This window comes from Pseudomonas sp. ADAK21, assembly GCF_012935735.1.
Lineage (GTDB): Bacteria > Pseudomonadota > Gammaproteobacteria > Pseudomonadales > Pseudomonadaceae > Aquipseudomonas > Aquipseudomonas proteolytica.
Genome location: NZ_CP052857.1, coordinates 1,977,974 through 1,995,626 on the forward strand (window position 1 = coordinate 1,977,974; position 17,653 = coordinate 1,995,626).

The window sequence follows — 17,653 nt, forward strand, 5'->3', positions numbered from 1 at the left end:
CCGATGCGCGCTCTACTCGTGCTGTTCAGCGTCCTGCTCCCGCTGTCGTTCGCGACCGCCCAGGACAAGCTCCAGGTGGTCACCAGCTTCAGCATTCTCGCCGACATAACCCAGCAGGTCGGCGGGGAGCATATCCAGCTCAGCAATATGGTCGGCCCCGACGCCGATGCCCATACCTACGAGCCGTCCCCGGACGATGCCAAGGCGCTGCTCAAGGCCCGTGTCATCATCAAGAACGGCCTGGGCTTCGAGCCGTGGCTGGATCGCCTGATTACCAGTACCGAGACCCAGGCGACAGTGGTCAACGCCAGCAAAGGCGTGATCGCTCGCACGCTGGAGGAAGACGGCGAGAAGATCCCCGATCCCCATGCCTGGCATAACCTGGCCAACGCCGAAATCTACGTCAGCAACATCACCCAGGCGTTGATCACTGCCGACCCGGCCAACAAGGCCGACTATCAACACAACAGCCAGGCATACCTGCAGAAAATCTACCGCCTGCTGGCCGAAGCCAAGGCCAAGTTTGCCGCGCTGCCTGCGGGCAATCGACGCATCGTCACCTCCCACGACGCCTTCGGCTACCTGGGCCAGGCCTACGGTATCGACTTCATGGCGCCCCAGGGTTTGTCCACCGAGCGCGAACCCTCGGCGGCCGAAGTCGCCGCGTTGATCACGCAGATCCGCCAGGCCCACGTTAAAGCGGTGTTCATGGAAAACATCAAGGACGCGCGCCTGCTCAAGCAGATTGCCGAGGAAAGCGGCGCCCATATCGGCGGCACGTTGTACTCCGATGCACTGGCTGCCAAAGGCCCGGCCAGTACTTTTACCGGGTTGTTTGAATACAACCTCAACACTTTGTACAACGCCTTGGGCACCCCATGACACTGTCGATGCTCGAGTTGGAAGCCGCGCCCATCGGCAGCCGCTTCCCCCTGGCCCGCGTACTGGATGCCTTACCGTGGAACCGCGACGGCCTGATCGCGGCCATCGCCCAGCAACAGCGCAGCGGTGAGGTATTGATGCTGGCCTGGATGAACCGCCAGGCCCTCGATGAAACCCTCGCCAGCGGCCGCGTCTGCTACTGGTCACGCTCGCGCCAGCGATTGTGGCGCAAGGGCGAAAGCTCAGGGCACATCCAACAGTTGATCGAAGCGCGCCTGGATTGCGATGGCGATGCCGTACTCCTGATCGTCGATCAACAAGGCCCGGCCTGCCACACCGGGCGCCCGACCTGTTTCTACAACGCGATTGAACACGACCAGGTGCATATCCTCACCGCGCCCCTCAAGGAACCCGCAGCATGATCCGCAAGAACCCTTCCGGCGATCTGCCGGTCATCGCCGAGTCGGCCTACGTCGATAAAACCGCAATCATCTGCGGCAAAGTAATCATCGGCGAAAACGTATTTGTCGGCCCCTATGCGGTGATCCGCGCCGATGAAGTCGACGCCACCGGCGACATGGACCCGATCACCATCGGCGCCAACTCCAATATCCAGGACGGCGTGGTGATCCACTCCAAATCCGGCGCGGCGGTAACCATCGGCGAGTTCACTTCCATCGCCCACCGCTCGATTGTCCACGGCCCCTGCACCGTCGGCGACCGGGTGTTTATCGGCTTCAACAGCGTGCTGTTCAACTGTGTGGTGGGCGATGGCTGTGTGGTGCGGCACAACTCGGTGGTCGATGGCCGTGATTTGCCCGCTGCGTTCTATGTGCCATCCACCACGCGAATTGGCCCCAACACCGACTTGTCGCAGTTCCCGCCAGTGAGCGTCAGCGCCTCGGAGTTTTCCGAAGACGTGGCGCGCACCAATGTCGACCTGGTGCGCGGCTACAAAGCCCTGCAAAACGAGTTCTGAACATGAGCCGCCTGCTGATCCGCAATGCCCGCCTGGTAAACGAAGGGCGAGAATTCGACGCCGACTTGCTGGTCGCCAACGGCCGTATCGAAAAAATCGCCAGCAGTCTCCAGGGGCAAACCGCCGACATCGAGATTGATGCCCAAGGCCAATGGCTGCTGCCGGGCATGATCGACGACCAAGTGCACTTTCGCGAACCCGGCGCCCCGGACAAAGGCAGTTTCTACAGCGAATCGCGCGCGGCGGTGGCCGGCGGCATCACCAGTTTCATGGACATGCCCAACACCCAGCCCGCAACCCTGACCCTGGAAGCACTGGCAGACAAGAAGCGCCGCGCGGCGCTGCACTCGGTGGCCAACTATGGGTTTCACTTTGGCGTCAGCAACGACAACCTCGACACCGTGGCTGCCCTCGATCCCCGGCAGGTCGCCGGGGTCAAGGTGTTCATGGGTGCCTCCACCGGCAATATGCTGGTGGATGACCCAAGGGTTCTGGAGCGCCTGTTTGCCGAGGTACCGACGATTCTCCTGGCACACTGCGAGCACACGCCCAGCATCCAGGCCAACGAACAGCGGCTGCGCGATCGCTTCGGCGAGCAGATCCCCGCGGTGGCCCACCCGCTGATCCGCGACGCCCAAGCGTGTTATCGCTCCTCATCCCTGGCCGTGGAACTGGCGCGCCGCCACAACACCCGTCTACACGTGCTGCACCTGACCAGTGCCCGAGAGCTGTCGTTGTTCGAAGACAAGCCGCTGGCAGAAAAACGCATCACCGCCGAAGTGTGCCTGCATCACCTGCTGTTCGATGACCGTGACTACGCGCGCCTGGGCCATCAGATCAAATGCAACCCGGCGATCAAGACCCGCGCCGACCGGGATGCCCTGCGCCTGGCACTGCTGAGTAATCGGCTGGATGTGATCGGCACCGACCACGCACCGCATACCTGGGAGCAAAAACAGCGGCCGTACCGTGAGGCGCCGGCGGGGTTGCCCCTGGTGCAGCATGCGCTGCCAGCCTTGCTGGAGTTGGTGGCTGACGGGCTGTTGCCATTGACTGTGCTCGTGGCGAAAACCAGCCATCGCGTGGCCGACCTGTTCGCCATTCCTGACCGTGGTTATCTACGCGAGGGCTACTGGGCCGACCTGGTACTGATCAGACCCGAACCCGAAGGCATGCCGGTAAGCACGATCCTCGCCCGTTGCGGCTGGACACCGTTTGCCGAGCGCAGCTTTCGCCACAGTGTGAGTACCACGTTGGTGTCAGGGCATTTGGCTTGGCATGACGGTCAAGTGATCAACAGTTGCCAGGGGTTGCCCCTGCACTTTTTGCGCTGACCAAATGTGTGGGAGCCGGCTTGCCGGCTCCCACAGGGGGCTTCAGGCGCGAGGTTTTACCGTGCCGCAGTCGCTGCCCAACCATTGGGCCTGAGTATCGAGGCTGCCGTTCTGCTGGATACCGGTAGCGTTGAAGGTGCCGTTGACTGAGGTGGTGAATGCCTTCTGGCTCTGGAATGTGGCCACGCCAGAGCCTTGGGCTTTCGGGCAACTGAAACGGAATTTCCACTGGTTGCCAGTCTTATCGGTCACCTCTTGCTTGCAACCCGATTGCGGGTCGGTCAGCGGGATGGCGTCGGAGGCCACCTGGGCCGGCGTCAGGCACACCTGCACGCCTTTGCCGGCCATGGTAATGCCTTGTTTTTCCAGCATGGCGCGCTGTTCCGGGGTCATCTGTTGCTTCAGTTGACCGAGGATCAACGACAAATCCGGCAGGTTCTGGTTATCGACTTTCATGTTGCTGGTGGTCAGTTCCCACAAGCCCGGCGCCAACATCTGCGCCTGCGCCGCCACCGGCAGCGTCAAACCAACAACCATGGCCAAACCAAGCAGACGAGCATTCATCGGGTAACTCCTGGGTAATTGTCGGCGTTAGACGTCGCAAAGCGGTCGGCGTTGCACGCTCAATAAAATAGCGACAATCGCTGCCGAACATGGTCTGTTACGCATTGGATTGTCAGGAGTAATGTTGTCCATGGATTTCTTCGGCCCGCACTTGCTCGGCTACTTCATCGCCACCCTGCATTTTCTCGGTTCCCTCGCCGCCCTGCACGCGGTGCTGACCGTGCGCACCGCCCAAGGCTCGATTGCCTGGGCGCTGTCGCTGATGTTCATGCCTTACCTGACGCTGATCCCATACCTGATCTTTGGCCGCAGCAGCTTCGATGCCTACATCCAGGCCCGTCGCCAGGCCAACCAGGAAATGCACAAGGCAATCACCGAGCTCAACTGGCGCCCCTGGGTCGAAGAAGCCCTGGCTGCGCGCAACTCCCATGCCTATGCCTCCCTGCGCGCCATGCCCAAGCTGGGACGCATGCCGTGCCTGGCCAACAACCAAGTGCATTTACTGGTCAATGGCGATGCAACCTTCAACGCCATCTTCGACGCCATCCGCGCCGCCAAGACGGCCGTACTGGTGCAGTTCTTCATCATTCATGACGATGAACTCGGGCGCCGGTTGCATGACCTGCTCAAGGCCAAGGCCGCCGAAGGCGTGGCCATCTACGTGCTGTATGACCGTATCGGCAGCCACTCCCTGCCCCACCACTATGTGCAATCGCTGCGCGACGCCGGGGTGCAGATCAAGGCGTTTGCCACCCGCAGCGGCTGGTTCAATCGCTTCCAGGTGAATTTCCGCAACCATCGAAAAATTGTCGTGGTCGATGGCCTGACCGGTTTTGTCGGCGGGCATAACGTCGGCGATGAATACTTGGGTAAGAAACCCCCGCTCGCCCCCTGGCGCGACACCCATGTGCAAGTCAGCGGCCCGGTGGTGGCCTGCCTGCAGGAGTCGTTTGCCGAAGACTGGTTCTGGGCCGCGCGCGAGCTGCCACCACTGATCCTGCCCGACACCTATGCCGATGACGGCGTGCTCTGCCAATTGCTGGCGAGCGGCCCGGCGGACCCGTATGAAACCTGCTCGCTGTTTTTCGTTGAAGCGATTCATGCAGCGACTGAGCGGGTGTGGATCACCAGCCCGTACTTCATCCCCGACGAAGCGGTATTCGCCGCGCTGCGCCTGGCGGTGTTGCGTGGCGTGGACGTGCGCCTGCTGCTGCCGTCACGCCCCGACCACCGTATTGTCTACGCCGCATCCAGCCTGTACGCGATTGAAGCAGTACGTGCCGGGGTCCGGGTGTTCCGCTACAAGCCGGGCTTTTTGCATCAGAAAGTGGTGCTGGTAGACCGCGAAATCACTGCCATCGGCAGTGCGAACCTGGACAACCGTTCGTTCCGCCTCAACTTTGAAGTGATGTTGCTCACGGTCGATGCAGCCTTCGCCAGCGAAGTGGAACATATGCTGCTGGACGACTTTGCCCAGGCCCACGAAACCAGCCAGGAAGAAAGCCAACAGACGCGCCGCCTGCAGCAATTGGGCATGCGCGTGGCGCGCCTGATTTCCCCGATCCTTTAGCCAGCACCAAACCAAATGTAGGAGCTGGCTTGCCTGCGATGCAGACTCCGCGTTCTTTCAGCTACCGCGCGGTGATGCAATCGCAGGCAAGCCAGCTCCCACACAAGCTCAGCTCCCGCATTCAGTCTTTCAGAGGGGGCAACAGTCTCAGCGGTAGAGATCTTCCCGCGTCCACGGCAACTCATGGCTGCCATCCGCATGGGGTTTGACCGCCAGGATCTGGTGCAGGTTGATCCAGCCTCGGGCAAACGCATACGCGCAACCCGCCAGGTACAGGCGCCAGATGCGCAATGCCTGGGCCGGCACCATTTTCGCCGCCGCTTCCAGGTTGTCTTCCAGGCGCTCGCTCCAGTGATCCAGGGTGCGCGCGTAATGCAAGCGCAGGCTTTCCACGTCGACCACTTCCAGGCCGACTTCGCTGATTTCGGCGCTGATCATCACCAGGTGCGGCAGTTCGCCATTGGGGAACACGTAACGCTCGATAAAATCCCCCGCACCACGCCCCACCGGGCGGCCATCGGTATGTTTGGCGGTGATGCCATGGTTGAGCACCAGGCCACCTTCGCGCACGGCGCCGAACAAGGTCTGGCAGTACTGCGCCAGGTTGGCGTGGCCGACGTGTTCGAACATGCCGACGCTGACCACTTTGTCGAACCGCCCGTCCTGGGGCAGGTCGCGGTAGTCGAGCAACGCCAACTCCACGAGGTCCTCCAAGCCCTCGGCGACCACTCGCTCCCTGGCCAGTGCCAGTTGTTCCTTGCTCAGGGTGATACCGAACACCTTGACCCCGAACTCACGCGCCGCATAACGCGCCAGCCCGCCCCAGCCACAACCGACATCCAGCAGATACTCCCCAGGCTGCAGGCGCAGCTTGCGGCACAGGTGGCGGAATTTGTCTTGTTGGGCCTGGTCGAGGGACTCGCTGCCGGTCTCGAAATAACCGCAGGAATAGGCCATGTCACGGTCCAGCCACAGCTGGTAAAACTCGTTCGACAGGTCGTAGTGATAGGAAATCGCGGCGGCATCCGTGGCCTTGTCGTGGATCGAGCGCACCGGTCCGGCCTGCTCATCGTCGTCGATCAGCGCGTGGCTCAATTCGTCACATACCCGGATTACATCGCTGATGGAGCCTTCGAGCTCCAGTTTGCCTTCGACGAAGGCAGCGCCCAGGGAGTCGAGCGTGGGATGGGTCAGTTGCGTCACCATCACCGGGTCCTTGACCACAATCGTGACGCTGGGCTCCGGGCCCAGGTTGAACTCATGGCCATCCCAGAGTCGCAGACGCAGCGGTAGCTGAAGATTCTGTAAGGCCGGTGGAAGTTGCGCGAGCATGAGTAGTCCCCCCTTGTTTCAGACGTCTGAAATGAGGGTAGACCATCCATAAAAAAGTAGCTGGCTATCGATTCAATAGCCGCCTTCTATGGTGCTCGACGTTGCAGCAAACCGTCCTCAACCCACTGTTTCAACCACGTGACAGCTTGCAGCGGCGCGCCCTCTTGATAAGTGACTGCCAATTCGGCGCACAGTTCTGAAAAAGTCCAACCCTGATCGGCCATCCCGGCCAAGGCGTACGCCTCGGTAGGCTCCAGGCTGCGGTAGCGACACACTTGCTGGTCACGCCAGATCAGGCATACCTCGGCCTGCTGCAACGCAACGCTGCCGGGAAACGCTGCCTGCGCCTTGACCGCACGCCAGATCTGCAGGCTGTTGAAGCGGCACAACACCTGCTGCACCGACGGCCCCCACTCGACCTGCAACAATGGCCAGGCCTCGGGTGCCAGCCGAGCCATGTCTTCCAGGGCCAGCGGCTGGCCCGCAGGCGCATCAAACGCCAGGGTAAACGCCCATTCCAGGCGTGCCAGCTCGGCCAACGGTGCACTTTGTGCGGCAACCAGGTACTCGCCGATAAAACCTTCAAACCGCTGCCCCAGCCAGCGCAAGCTGAAATGCGCCGAGGGATAACGCTGTACATAAGCGGCCACCAGCCCGGCAAATTCATCATCCCCCAGCCAATGCCACACGGTCGGAAAATCCCCCTGCATCACTTCCAGCAAACGGGCCCGATAAGCGTTGTGGTAGATCGCAAGGCCAGTGTCCACGTCCAGGGTCGGGCCACCGATCAAGGTGCTGGCAAAACCGCCCTCGTCGGCGTCTGCCAATAGATGACGTTCAAATGCCAGTTGCCAATCGATCAGGCGCATAGCGACCTCCGGGCCAAGGCGCCAGCCCCCAACTCACGGGCCTTGGCCAATTCATCGAGTAGCTCGGCAAACGGCGGGAAATGGTCATCGCGCTCCAGTAGCGTCGCTACCGGGCCCAAGTGTTCCAGGGTCTGTTGAAACAACTGCCACACCGGATCGCAAACCGGATGGTCATGGGTATCGACCACATAGTCGCCATAGTCCATATGCCCGGCCAAATGCAGCTGGCGGATACTCTGCGGCGGCAGGTTGCGAATAAAGGTCCAGGCATCGAAACCGTGATTGCGCGAGCTGACATACACGTTGTTGATGTCCAGCAGCAGTTCGCAACCACTGAGGTGGCTCAAGGCGTTGAGGAATTCCCATTCGGTAAAGTCATCGGCCTTTGAGCGTACATAGCTGGAGACATTCTCCAGCACCAGCGGACGCTGCAGCACATCCTGCACCTGCCGCACGCGGGCGGCGACGTGGTAGAGGCTTTCCTCGGTGTAGGGCAGCGGCAACAAATCATGCAGTTGATGGGCGTTGCCACGGCTCCAGCACAGGTGATCGGAGACCCACGCCGGCTTGACCCGGTCGGCCAATTGCTTGAGTTGCTTGAGGTAGTCCATATCGAGGGCATGGGGCCCGCCGATGGACAGGGAGACGCCATGCATCACCAGCGGATAGCGCTCGGCGATGGCGTCCAGGTAGTACAAGGCCTTGCCGCCCTGGACCAGATAATTCTCGGAGACGATCTCGAACCAGTCCACCTGCGGCGACTGCTCGATGATCTGCTGATAGTAAACGCTGCGTAGCCCCAGGCCGTAGCCCAGGCAAGGAACCGGTACCGACATGACGAACTCCTGGAAAGTGTCCGCAGCGACGTGCACACCGCTGCAGGATCACGTACTCGCGGTTATTCGCCGACTTTGCCGCCAGCCGCATCACAAGCAGCCTGGGTCATCGCCTTGAAACCGTGCCCCTTGCACACGGCCTGGCCTTTACACGCGTTTTCAGCAGTCTTGCAGTCGTTCATGCCTTTGCAGGAGGTCACGCCATAGCAATGCACGTTCGCTTCATCGGCCGCCTGGACCTGGGTCGCGACACCGGCAAACATCGTGGCGGCAGCAATGGCCAGGGCAGCACCGGAAACGGCGTTCTTGAAGTTCATTGTGGTATTCCTCATAGGTCTGTAGGGCGTCGGCTGAACGGTTTGTCCAGTCCCGACACAGCACTAGAGTGAGGTGCCTGATGGGCGTTACAGCGTGATCGACATTTTTATGTGCTGCCGGCGGGCACTAGTGCCCACGGCGATTTATCGTCACACTCGCACCAGCTTTTTCGCGGGATCACGGACAAGGAAGCGTCACTCTCATGATTTCGATCTATCAGCTCAAACCGCGTTTTCAGAACCTGCTGCGGCCCCTGGTCCAGCGCCTGTACGACAACGGCACCACCGCCAACCAGATCACCGTGCTGGCGGGAATCGTGTCGCTGCTGGTGAGCCTGCTGGTGGCGGGTTTCGCCGAGCATGCGTGGGTGTTCGTGTTGATCCCGCTGTGGATGATCCTGCGCATGGCCCTCAATGCCATCGACGGCATGCTCGCCCGGGAGTACGGTCAACAGTCGCGCCTGGGCGCCTACCTCAACGAACTGTGCGATGTGATCGCCGACAGCGCATTGATCCTGCCGTTCGCGCTGATCCCCGGGGTCGGCCTGGCGCCGGTGCTACTGGTGACACTGCTGGCGGTGTTCAGTGAATACGCTGGCGTACTTGGGCCGATGGTCGGCGCATCGCGGCGTTATGACGGGCCGATGGGCAAGAGTGATCGGGCGTTCGTCCTCGGCGTACTGGCCACTGGCGTAGCCCTGGGTTGGCTCGGCGCCGGCTGGGTGGATGGCGTGATGTGGCTGGTGGCTGCATTGCTCGCCTACACCCTGGTCAATCGAGTACGCCAGGGCCTCAAAGAACAACAAGAAACCCCTCCGACGGCATAAGGATCTTGCGATGCGCGAACAGCAACAGCACACCTTCAGCACCCATGACGGCGTAGAGCTTTTCTATCGGCACTGGCCCGCGACCACCGCGACCGGGCCTGAGCCACGCCAGGCGATCCTGCTGTTCCATCGGGGCCACGAGCATTCCGGGCGCATCGCGCACCTGGTGGATGAGCTGGACCTGCCGCACTTTGATTTCTTCGCCTGGGACGCCCGTGGCCACGGCCAATCCCCCGGCGAACGTGGCGACAGCCCCAGCTTTGCCACCAGCGCACGGGACGTGCAAACCTTTTGCGACCATATCGGCGCAACCTATGGCATTGAGCCCGCCAACCTCGCCGTCATTGCCCAAAGCGTCGGCGCGGTGATCGCCGCCACCTGGGTCCATGACTACGCCCCCAACATCCGCGCCCTGGTGCTTGCCTCCCCGGCATTCAAGGTCAAGCTCTACGTGCCCTTCGCCCGGCCAGGCCTGGCGTTGATGCGACGCTTTCGCGGCAACTTTTTCGTCAACAGCTACGTCAAGGCCAAGTTCCTCAGCCATGACCCCGAGCGCGTCGCGTCCTACGACACAGACCCGCTGATCACCAAGGCGATCTCGGTGAATGTGCTGCTGGGCCTGTACGAAGCAGCCGACCGCGTAGTCGCCGATGCCCAGGCGATCCAAGTGCCGACCCAACTGCTGATCTCTGGGTCGGACTTCGTGGTGCATCGCAAACCCCAGCAGCAGTTCTTCGAGCGCCTGGGCAGCCTGAAAAAAGAACTGCATATCCTGCCCGGTTTTTTCCACGACACCCTCGGCGAGCGTGACCGCGCCGTGGCACTGGCCAGCGCCAGGCGTTTTATCCTGCAAAACTTCGAACACCCGCTGGACCGCGCCAGCCTGCTGGATGCCGACAAGATCGGCGCGACCTGCGCCGAATCCGAATCCCTTGCCGCGCCGCTGCCGCGCAACTCGCTACGTGACCTGTACTGGCGCGTGACCCGCGCCAGCATGGGCCTGGGCCGCCAGTTGTCCGAGGGCGTGAAGCTTGGCTTCGACACCGGTTTCGATTCCGGCAGTACCCTGGATTATGTCTATCGCAACAAGCCCACCGGCAAAGGTGCGCTGGGGCGGATGATCGACACCAACTACCTGAACTCCATCGGCTGGCGCGGGATTCGCCAGCGCAAACTGCATGTCGAAGAATTGCTGCGCCTGGCCATGGTCAAGCTGCGGGATGACGAGCGCGAAGTGCGCATCGTCGACATCGCCGCGGGGCATGGTCGGTACATTCTGGAAGCCTTGCAGGGCGTTTCTCCACTACCGGAATCGATCCTGTTGCGCGACTACAGCGATATCAATGTGCGCGACGGTGGCGCGCTGATCCGCGAGAAAGGCCTGGGAGATATTGCGCAGTTCGTCAAAGGTGATGCCTTCGACCGGGCCGACCTGGCGGCGCTGGCACCCAAGCCGACACTGGCGGTGGTGTCCGGGCTGTACGAGCTGTTTGCCGATAACGCCATGGTCGGTGGCTCGCTCGCCGGCCTGGCCGAGGCCGTGGAGCCCGGTGGCTACCTGGTGTACACCGGCCAACCGTGGCACCCGCAACTGGAGCTGATCGCCCGCGCCCTCACCAGCCATCGCCAGGGGCAGGCCTGGGTGATGCGCCGCCGCAGCCAGGCGGAAATGGATCAACTGGTGGAGGCGGCGGGCTTTCGCAAGATCACCCAGCGCGTGGATGAATGGGGCATCTTCAGCGTCTCGCTGGCGCAGAAGATCTGAGCATGCGCGAACCCGGTCTCTTCAAACCAGCGCTGCTGTGGCTGCTGCTGTTGGCACCGCTGTTTTTCAGCACCTACGGCTTTGCTACCTGGGTGACCAGCCAGCGCAGCGACGTCGGCACACTGGTATTCGCCTGGGAAACCCTTATTCCATTCTGGGCCTGGACCATCGTGCCCTACTGGTCGATCGACCTGCTCTATGGTTTCTCCCTGCTGCTGCCCAACAGTCGCCATGAGCTCAAGCAACATGCCCTGCGCCTGCTCAGTGCCCAGGTGATTGCGGTGAGCTGCTTCCTGCTCTGGCCGTTGCGCTTCACCTTTGAGCGCCCGGAAATGGACGGCGTGTTCGGTTGGCTGTTCGCCGTGCTGGCGGGGTTTGATAAACCGTTCAACCAGGCGCCTTCGCTGCATATCGCCCTGCTGGTGATCCTGTGGGTGATGTACCAGCGGCATAGCCAAGGCCTATGGCGCTGGCTGGTGCATGGCTGGTTCGCGCTGATCGGCATTTCGGTGTTGACCACTTACCAACATCACTTTATCGACTTACCCACAGGCGTCCTGGCCGGCTGGCTGTGCGTGTGGCTATGGCCGGTAGATCATCCAAGCCCGCTGTTGAATGCGCGCCTGGCCAAAGATCCGAAACGTTGGCGCCTGGGTTTGCGCTACGCCGTGGGCGCCCTGCTGCTGGCGACAGCGGCCTTTACGGGGGGCGGCGCCTGGCTATGGCTGTGGTGGCCGGCCGTCGCGGTGTTACTAGTGGCGCTCAATTATTGGCTGCTGGGTGCCGCAGGCTTTCAGAAACGCGCCGATGGCCGGCTCAGCCCGGCGGCCCGCTGGCTGTACGCGCCTTATCTCGCGGCCGCGTGGCTCAACTCGCGGCTATGGACACGTAAACACCCACAGCCCGATCCGATTGTGGATAACGTATGGCTGGGGCGAATTCCGACGACAGCCCAGTTGGGTTCATTCAACGCCGTGGTCGATCTGTGTGCCGAACTGCCGGTTTATCCACAAGGTCGCGCTTACCATGCCCTGCCCGTCCTCGACCTCACCGCCCCCACACCTGCGCAGTGCCTGGAAGCCGCCCAAGCCATTGAACGCTTGCGCGAACACGGGCCCTTGCTGGTGTGCTGCGCCCTCGGCTACTCCCGCAGCGCCAGTGCCGTGGCGGCATGGCTGCTGCACAGCGGGCGCGCCAGCACCGTGGATGAGGCAGTGGCTATTATTCGTACAGCACGACCGGATGTGGTCCTGCATGCCAATCACCGTCAAGCCTTGGGAGATCTGCCGTATGCCCGCTGATATGCAACTCCAGGTGGTCGCCAGCCTGCTGCGGCGTGGCCGCTCGCTGGATCAGTTATCCACAGGCCTGACCTTGCTCGGGGTGCTGTTTGGCCTGGCGCAACTGTTGATGGTCAGTATCACGCCGATCTGCCTGCTGCTCAGCCTGTGGATGATTATCCTTGGGCTGCTGCAAAAGTATTGGGCGCTGCGGGTGGCGTTCGATGCCGATCTATTTGCGCTGATGGCCAAGGACATAGAGCGCACCGGCGAACTGGACCAGAGCCTGCAAACCCTTGGCCTGCAACCGGCCAAGCGCGCCAGCCGACCCTGGACCGAGCGCCAGCGTGGCGCCCTCAAATTGCTGCGCAAACAGGCTTACCTGCTGGGCGCGCAAGTATTACTGACATTGGCCGTCATCCTGGCCAGCCCGTGGCTGCCCTTCGCCGGATAAGGAATTCCCATGTTCGAACCTGTGGTCGCAACCCTGATTACCTCCATGGCCCGCACAGTGACCGGCGCTCGCAGCCTGTGGCTGGGTTGTGCGCCAGAACCGGTGCAGCGCATCTACTTTGCCAACCACAGCAGCCACGGCGACTTTGTGCTGCTCTGGGCATCCTTGCCGCAGAACCTGCGCAAAGCCACGCGCCCGGTGGCGGGCACCGACTACTGGAACAAGAGCGCCTTGCGCCGCTACATCATCAACCGGGTCTTCAATGGGGTGCTGATCGACCGCGAGCGCAAAGACCCTGTGGATAACCCGCTGCAACCGATGCTCGAAGCCCTGGAACATGGCGACTCACTGATCATCTTTCCCGAAGGCACGCGCAACCTGGAGGATGGCCTGTTGCCGTTCAAAAGTGGCCTGTATCACCTGGCAAAGAGTTATCCACAGGCGCAACTGGTCCCGGTGTGGATCGCCAACCTCAACCGCGTGATGCCCAAGGGTCGCGTGCTGCCGCTGCCACTGTTGTGCACCACCAGCTTCGGCGCACCGCTGCAACTGCAGGACGACGAAGACAAAGCCCTGTTCCTCGCCCGCAGCCGCGACGCCCTGCTCGCCCTCGCCCCGGAGCATTCCTGACATGGATAGCCAAACCCTGATGTTGTTCGGCGGCATCGGCATGATCCTGGTGCTCGCCTCGCTGATCGGCCTGATCCTCAAGCTGCGCACCCGCGGCGCACCCAATGCGGTAATCGACAACCTCAACGCCCGCATCAATGCCTGGTGGGTGATGGTGGTGGTGATCGGCATCGCCTTCTGGCTCGGTACTGGCGCGGTGATCCTGTTGTTCTACGCCGTCTCGTTCTACGCCCTGCGCGAATTCCTCACCCTCACCCCCACCCGCCGCAGCGACTACCCAGCGCTGGTCGCCGCGTTCTACCTGGCCCTGCCCCTGCAATACCTGCTGATCTACTTTGACTGGTACGGCCTGTTCTCGATCTTTATCCCGGTCTACGTGTTCCTGCTGCTGCCCATCCTGGCCTCCCTGGGCGGCGACAGCACGCACTTCCTGGAGCGAGCCTCGAAAGTACAGTGGGGCCTGATGATCGCAGTGTTCTGCGTATCCTTCGTCCCCGCGCTGCTGACCCTCGACATCGTCGGCTACGAGGGCCGCAACCTCCTGCTGATCGCCTACCTGGTGATCGTGGTGCAACTCTCGGATGTGCTGCAGTACGTGTGCGGCAAACTGTTCGGCAAACACAAGATCGCGCCCAACCTGTCACCGTCAAAAACCGTCGAAGGCTTTGTTGGCGGAATCCTGCTGTCATCCCTGATCGGCGCGGCACTGTGGTGGATCACACCGTTCAACCCCTGGCAGTCTTTCCTGATTGCACTGCTGATCAACCTACTGGGCTTTGCCGGCGGGATTGTGATGTCGGCGATCAAGCGCGACCGAGGCGTGAAGGATTGGGGGCATATGATCGAAGGACACGGCGGGATGCTGGATCGGCTGGATTCGGTGTGTTTCGCCGCGCCGATTTTCTTTCATCTGGTGCGGTATTGGTGGACCTGAGTCACACCTATCCGAAGGCTCGCGACGATCGAATGTGAGAGCGGGCTTGCACGCGAAAACGTAATGTCAGGCGCCACCTGTTTGGCCGAGTCTCCAGGCTGTTCGGCATTCCTCGCGTTATGTCTTAACATAGCCGGTTGCCGAAAGAACCGTCATGGCCGTGACCATGGAGGGCTTCCGCCCTTTTCGACTACAAATAAGTGTGCTGAAGATGAACAAGCCTTTCATTTCGCTGTGCCCTGAAATTACTCGGGCGCATGCGCTGACGCTGATGGACTGGTTGGAGGATGAGCGCGTCACCTGCTACCTGAGCGATTCGCGTGATGTCTCCCGCTCCATCGAGCACGCCATCGATCGGACTCAATTGCCGATCCTGACCCATCTATTCAACCGGGGCGGGCGATTCTTCATGGCCTATGACCGGCATGACGCCCCGGTGGGCTTTGTCCGTCTCATCAAGACCGGCTCAGATTGCGAGATCGTCCTGGTCATCGGAGACAGCGACAAATGGGGCAGGAACCTTGGCGCCCGCACGATCCGCGAGGGCATGAAACTGGCCTTCCTCGACATGCGGGCCAAGAAGCTCATCGCCAAGATCCACCCGGACAACGCGCGCTCGCTGAAAGCCTTTCTGCGCAGCGGCTTTGTGCTTGAGAGCGAAACACCGACATTGAAGTCGTTTTCGATGACGGTGGGGCGCTATCTCCAGTCCTTGCGCGAAGGTGCCGTTGGCGACGCCACTAGGATCTACATCACTGAAATCGACAAGGCCAGGCTCGAGAGCCTGATCGTGCTCGAGCCTGGCCCGGCCGTTGTTGAACTCGAACACGAGCTTGAGCGAGCCATTGTCGTCAAGCCACAGCAGGTGGCGCGCAATGTCGTCACGATGAACTCCAGGGCCTTGCTGCAGCTGGACGACGAAGAGATCGAAGTGGCCCTGGTCTACCCCGAAGACGCGGACAGCAACGCAGGGAAGCATTCCGTGTATTCCGACATCGGCGCCGCCATCCTCGGCTATCAGGAGGGAGACGCCATCGACTGGCGGATTTCTGACCGGACCCGCCGGATTGAGATCAGGAAAGTGCTTTACCAGCCGGAGGCTGCGGGCGACTTCCACCTATAGAGATCGGGCCCAGGGTACTTCGTGCAGCCATTGAGGACGGTGGCGCATCTATAGCAGGCGCTGATCAGAACGGTCAACTACCTGCGTCAGATTTGATTCTCTAAAACCACCCGATAGACGTTACTCAACCGTCACCGACTTGGCCAGGTTACGCGGCTGGTCAACGTCGGTGCCCTTGAGCACGGCCACGTAGTACGACAGCAACTGCAGCGGGATGGTGTAGAGGATCGGCGACAGGGTGTCGTGGATGTGCGGCATGTTGATGACGTGGGTGCCTTCACCGTTGGTCATGCCGGCCTTCTCATCGGCGAACACGATCAGTTGGCCGCCACGGGCGCGCACTTCCTGCAGGTTGGACTTGAGCTTCTCCAGCAGTTCATTGTTCGGCGCAACGGTGACCACGGGCATGTCGTCGTCCACCAGGGCCAATGGGCCGTGCTTGAGTTCACCGGCCGGGTAGGCTTCGGCGTGGATATAGGAGATTTCCTTGAGTTTCAGGGAGCCTTCCATTGCCACGGGGTATTGCGCACCACGGCCCAGGAACAGGGTGTGGTTCTTGTCGGCAAACAGCTCCGCGACTTTCTCTACCGTGCTGTCCATAGCCAGGGCTTCGCCCAGGCGAGTCGGCAGGCGGCGCAGTTCTTCTACCAGGGTAGCTTCGACGCCTGCGGCCAATGTGCCGCGCACCTGGCCCAGGGACAGGGTCAGCAGCAGCAGGCCCACCAACTGGGTGGTGAAGGCTTTGGTGGAGGCTACGCCGATTTCGCGGCCGGCCTGGGTCAGTAGAGTCAGGTCGGACTCACGCACCAGGGAGCTGATGCTGACGTTGCAGATCGCCAGGCTCGCTAGGTAGCCCAGCTCTTTGGCATTGCGCAGGGCCGCCAGGGTGTCGGCGGTCTCGCCGGACTGGGAGATGGTCACAAACAGTGTGTCGGGCTGCACCACGACCTTGCGGTAGCGGAACTCACTGGCGACTTCGACCTGGCACGGGATGCCGGCCAGTTCTTCGAGCCAGTAACGGGCGACCATGCCGGCGTGGTAGCTGGTACCACAGGCGACGATCTGTACATTGCGCACTTTGGCGAACAGCTCGGCGGCTTGTGGGCCGAACGCGTTGACCAGCACTTGCTTGTCGCCAAGGCGTCCTTCCAGGGTGCGTTGCACCACGGCTGGTTGCTCGTGGATTTCCTTGAGCATGAAATGGCGGAACTCGCCCTTGTCGGCAGCTTCGGCACCGTCGCGGTATTGCACGGCTTCGCGCTCGACAGAGTTGCCGTTGACGTCCCAGATCGCCACGCTTTCACGGCGGATGTCGGCGATATCACCTTCTTCCAGGTACATGAAGCGGTCGGTGACCTGGCGCAGGGCCAGTTGGTCGGACGCCAGGAAGTTCTCCCCCAGGCCCAGGCCGATCACCAGCGGGCTGCCACTGCGGGCGGCAACCACACGATCCGGCTGGCTGGCGCTGATCACGGCGAGGCCGTAGGCGCCATGCAGTTCCTTGACCGTGGCCTTGAGGGCGGTGGTCAGGTCGCTGTGGTCCTTGAGCTTATGGTTGAGCAGGTGGGCGATGACTTCGGTGTCGGTGTCCGAGGTAAACACATAGCCCAGGCCCTTGAGTTGTTCGCGCAGCACTTCGTGGTTCTCGATGATGCCGTTGTGCACCACCGCAATATCACCGGAGAAGTGTGGGTGTGCATTGCGTTCGCACGGCGCACCGTGGGTTGCCCAGCGGGTGTGGGCGATGCCCAGGCGGCCAGCCAGGGGCTCACCGGCCAACGCCTGCTCCAGTTCGCTGACCTTGCCCGGGCGACGCATGCGCTCAAGCTTGCCTGCGTTGCTGAAAACCGCCACGCCGGCACTGTCGTAGCCACGGTATTCGAGGCGCTTGAGGCCTTCGAGCAAAATGGCGGTAACGTTTCGTTCAGCGACTGCGCCTACAATTCCACACATGGTT

At 61.7% G+C, this 17,653-nt stretch carries 18 protein-coding genes; 12 read left to right on the forward strand and 6 right to left on the reverse strand.

Annotated elements, in window-relative coordinates:
• The first annotated feature begins 3 nt into the window (after positions 1 to 3).
• From HKK57_RS09105 to HKK57_RS09120, 4 genes are read left to right on the forward strand one after another with little or no spacing between them, the layout of a single operon-like run.
• Positions 4 to 882 (forward strand): metal ABC transporter substrate-binding protein, encoded by an 879-nt coding sequence (locus HKK57_RS09105; protein ID WP_154907145.1) that lies wholly within the window; start codon positions 4 to 6, stop codon positions 880 to 882.
• On the forward strand, positions 879 to 1,304 hold the full coding sequence (hisI, locus tag HKK57_RS09110; RefSeq protein WP_154907146.1) for a phosphoribosyl-AMP cyclohydrolase: 426 nt from the start codon (positions 879 to 881) through the stop codon (positions 1,302 to 1,304). The genes HKK57_RS09105 and hisI overlap by 4 nt, the downstream gene beginning before the upstream one ends.
• Positions 1,301 to 1,861, forward strand: a complete 561-nt coding sequence (locus tag HKK57_RS09115; RefSeq protein WP_029290088.1) for a gamma carbonic anhydrase family protein — start codon at positions 1,301 to 1,303, stop codon at positions 1,859 to 1,861. The genes hisI and HKK57_RS09115 overlap by 4 nt, the downstream gene beginning before the upstream one ends.
• Positions 1,862 to 1,863: 2 nt before the next feature.
• Positions 1,864 to 3,195, forward strand: a complete 1,332-nt coding sequence (locus tag HKK57_RS09120) for a dihydroorotase (RefSeq protein WP_169390046.1) — start codon at positions 1,864 to 1,866, stop codon at positions 3,193 to 3,195.
• A gap of 42 nt (positions 3,196 to 3,237) precedes the next feature.
• Here HKK57_RS09120 and HKK57_RS09125 read toward each other — a convergent pair whose 3' ends face one another.
• Positions 3,238 to 3,759 (reverse strand): DUF3617 domain-containing protein, encoded by a 522-nt coding sequence (locus HKK57_RS09125; RefSeq protein ID WP_070996636.1) that lies wholly within the window; start codon positions 3,757 to 3,759, stop codon positions 3,238 to 3,240.
• Positions 3,760 to 3,889: 130 nt separating this feature from the next.
• On the opposite strand from HKK57_RS09125, the gene cls reads away from it, so the two are divergent.
• The gene (gene cls, locus HKK57_RS09130; RefSeq protein WP_169390047.1) at positions 3,890 to 5,329 is read left to right on the forward strand and encodes a cardiolipin synthase; all 1,440 of its coding nucleotides are present in this window, start codon (positions 3,890 to 3,892) and stop codon (positions 5,327 to 5,329) included.
• A gap of 147 nt (positions 5,330 to 5,476) precedes the next feature.
• Here cls and cfaB read toward each other — a convergent pair whose 3' ends face one another.
• The 4 genes from cfaB to bufA2 form a co-directional block, all read right to left on the reverse strand.
• Positions 5,477 to 6,661: a C17 cyclopropane fatty acid synthase CfaB gene (cfaB, locus tag HKK57_RS09135; protein ID WP_169390048.1), complete on the reverse strand. Its 1,185-nt coding sequence runs from the start codon at positions 6,659 to 6,661 to the stop codon at positions 5,477 to 5,479.
• 86 nt (positions 6,662 to 6,747) lie between these two features.
• On the reverse strand, positions 6,748 to 7,530 hold the full coding sequence (locus HKK57_RS09140) for an HvfC/BufC N-terminal domain-containing protein (protein WP_169390049.1): 783 nt from the start codon (positions 7,528 to 7,530) through the stop codon (positions 6,748 to 6,750).
• Positions 7,521 to 8,366 (reverse strand): MNIO family bufferin maturase, encoded by an 846-nt coding sequence (gene bufB, locus HKK57_RS09145; RefSeq protein WP_169390050.1) that lies wholly within the window; start codon positions 8,364 to 8,366, stop codon positions 7,521 to 7,523. Before bufB ends, HKK57_RS09140 begins: the two co-directional genes overlap by 10 nt.
• 62 nt (positions 8,367 to 8,428) lie before the next feature.
• Complete coding sequence (gene bufA2 / locus HKK57_RS09150) at positions 8,429 to 8,683, reverse strand: BufA2 family periplasmic bufferin-type metallophore (RefSeq protein ID WP_029290101.1); 255 nt, start codon at positions 8,681 to 8,683, stop codon at positions 8,429 to 8,431.
• A 203-nt stretch (positions 8,684 to 8,886) separates the two neighbouring features.
• On the opposite strand from bufA2, the gene HKK57_RS09155 reads away from it, so the two are divergent.
• The 7 genes from HKK57_RS09155 (at position 8,887) to HKK57_RS09185 (ending at position 15,696) form a co-directional block, all read left to right on the forward strand.
• Positions 8,887 to 9,510, forward strand: coding sequence for a CDP-alcohol phosphatidyltransferase family protein (locus tag HKK57_RS09155; RefSeq protein ID WP_169390051.1), 624 nt, complete (start codon positions 8,887 to 8,889; stop codon positions 9,508 to 9,510).
• Between the two features lie 10 nt (positions 9,511 to 9,520).
• A complete protein-coding gene (locus HKK57_RS09160; protein WP_169390052.1) occupies positions 9,521 to 11,275 on the forward strand; it encodes a bifunctional alpha/beta hydrolase/class I SAM-dependent methyltransferase in 1,755 nt (584 codons plus the stop codon).
• Between the two features lie 2 nt (positions 11,276 to 11,277).
• On the forward strand, positions 11,278 to 12,576 hold the full coding sequence (locus tag HKK57_RS09165) for a phosphatase PAP2/dual specificity phosphatase family protein (RefSeq protein ID WP_169390053.1): 1,299 nt from the start codon (positions 11,278 to 11,280) through the stop codon (positions 12,574 to 12,576).
• Positions 12,566 to 13,009: a hypothetical protein gene (locus HKK57_RS09170; RefSeq protein WP_169390054.1), complete on the forward strand. Its 444-nt coding sequence runs from the start codon at positions 12,566 to 12,568 to the stop codon at positions 13,007 to 13,009. Before HKK57_RS09165 ends, HKK57_RS09170 begins: the two co-directional genes overlap by 11 nt.
• Before the next feature lie 9 nt (positions 13,010 to 13,018).
• Positions 13,019 to 13,639 carry a lysophospholipid acyltransferase family protein gene (locus HKK57_RS09175; RefSeq protein WP_029290113.1) on the forward strand — a complete coding sequence of 207 codons (621 nt, stop codon included), beginning with the start codon at positions 13,019 to 13,021 and terminating at the stop codon, positions 13,637 to 13,639.
• Position 13,640: 1 nt separating this feature from the next.
• Positions 13,641 to 14,573, forward strand: coding sequence for a phosphatidate cytidylyltransferase (locus HKK57_RS09180; protein ID WP_029290116.1), 933 nt, complete (start codon positions 13,641 to 13,643; stop codon positions 14,571 to 14,573).
• A gap of 154 nt (positions 14,574 to 14,727) precedes the next feature.
• Positions 14,728 to 15,696 carry a bifunctional GNAT family N-acetyltransferase/nucleoside diphosphate kinase regulator gene (locus tag HKK57_RS09185; RefSeq protein ID WP_178121980.1) on the forward strand — a complete coding sequence of 323 codons (969 nt, stop codon included), beginning with the start codon at positions 14,728 to 14,730 and terminating at the stop codon, positions 15,694 to 15,696.
• 120 nt (positions 15,697 to 15,816) lie between these two features.
• Here the strand turns inward: HKK57_RS09185 and glmS are convergent, their stop codons facing one another.
• Positions 15,817 to 17,649 carry a glutamine--fructose-6-phosphate transaminase (isomerizing) gene (glmS, locus tag HKK57_RS09190; RefSeq protein ID WP_029290121.1) on the reverse strand — a complete coding sequence of 611 codons (1,833 nt, stop codon included), beginning with the start codon at positions 17,647 to 17,649 and terminating at the stop codon, positions 15,817 to 15,819.
• Positions 17,650 to 17,653 lie beyond the last annotated feature (4 nt).

Coding starts and splice junctions, on each gene's coding strand:
- HKK57_RS09105 (WP_154907145.1), top strand. CDS start 4: ATGCGCGCTCTACTCGTGCTGTTCAGCGTCCTGCTCCCGCTGTCGTTC.
- hisI (WP_154907146.1), top strand. CDS start 879: ATGACACTGTCGATGCTCGAGTTGGAAGCCGCGCCCATCGGCAGCCGC.
- HKK57_RS09115 (WP_029290088.1), top strand. CDS start 1,301: ATGATCCGCAAGAACCCTTCCGGCGATCTGCCGGTCATCGCCGAGTCG.
- HKK57_RS09120 (WP_169390046.1), top strand. CDS start 1,864: ATGAGCCGCCTGCTGATCCGCAATGCCCGCCTGGTAAACGAAGGGCGA.
- HKK57_RS09125 (WP_070996636.1), bottom strand. CDS start 3,759: ATGAATGCTCGTCTGCTTGGTTTGGCCATGGTTGTTGGTTTGACGCTG.
- cls (WP_169390047.1), top strand. CDS start 3,890: ATGGATTTCTTCGGCCCGCACTTGCTCGGCTACTTCATCGCCACCCTG.
- cfaB (WP_169390048.1), bottom strand. CDS start 6,661: ATGCTCGCGCAACTTCCACCGGCCTTACAGAATCTTCAGCTACCGCTG.
- HKK57_RS09140 (WP_169390049.1), bottom strand. CDS start 7,530: ATGCGCCTGATCGATTGGCAACTGGCATTTGAACGTCATCTATTGGCA.
- bufB (WP_169390050.1), bottom strand. CDS start 8,366: ATGTCGGTACCGGTTCCTTGCCTGGGCTACGGCCTGGGGCTACGCAGC.
- bufA2 (WP_029290101.1), bottom strand. CDS start 8,683: ATGAACTTCAAGAACGCCGTTTCCGGTGCTGCCCTGGCCATTGCTGCC.
- HKK57_RS09155 (WP_169390051.1), top strand. CDS start 8,887: ATGATTTCGATCTATCAGCTCAAACCGCGTTTTCAGAACCTGCTGCGG.
- HKK57_RS09160 (WP_169390052.1), top strand. CDS start 9,521: ATGCGCGAACAGCAACAGCACACCTTCAGCACCCATGACGGCGTAGAG.
- HKK57_RS09165 (WP_169390053.1), top strand. CDS start 11,278: ATGCGCGAACCCGGTCTCTTCAAACCAGCGCTGCTGTGGCTGCTGCTG.
- HKK57_RS09170 (WP_169390054.1), top strand. CDS start 12,566: ATGCCCGCTGATATGCAACTCCAGGTGGTCGCCAGCCTGCTGCGGCGT.
- HKK57_RS09175 (WP_029290113.1), top strand. CDS start 13,019: ATGTTCGAACCTGTGGTCGCAACCCTGATTACCTCCATGGCCCGCACA.
- HKK57_RS09180 (WP_029290116.1), top strand. CDS start 13,641: ATGGATAGCCAAACCCTGATGTTGTTCGGCGGCATCGGCATGATCCTG.
- HKK57_RS09185 (WP_178121980.1), top strand. CDS start 14,728: ATGGCCGTGACCATGGAGGGCTTCCGCCCTTTTCGACTACAAATAAGT.
- glmS (WP_029290121.1), bottom strand. CDS start 17,649: ATGTGTGGAATTGTAGGCGCAGTCGCTGAACGAAACGTTACCGCCATT.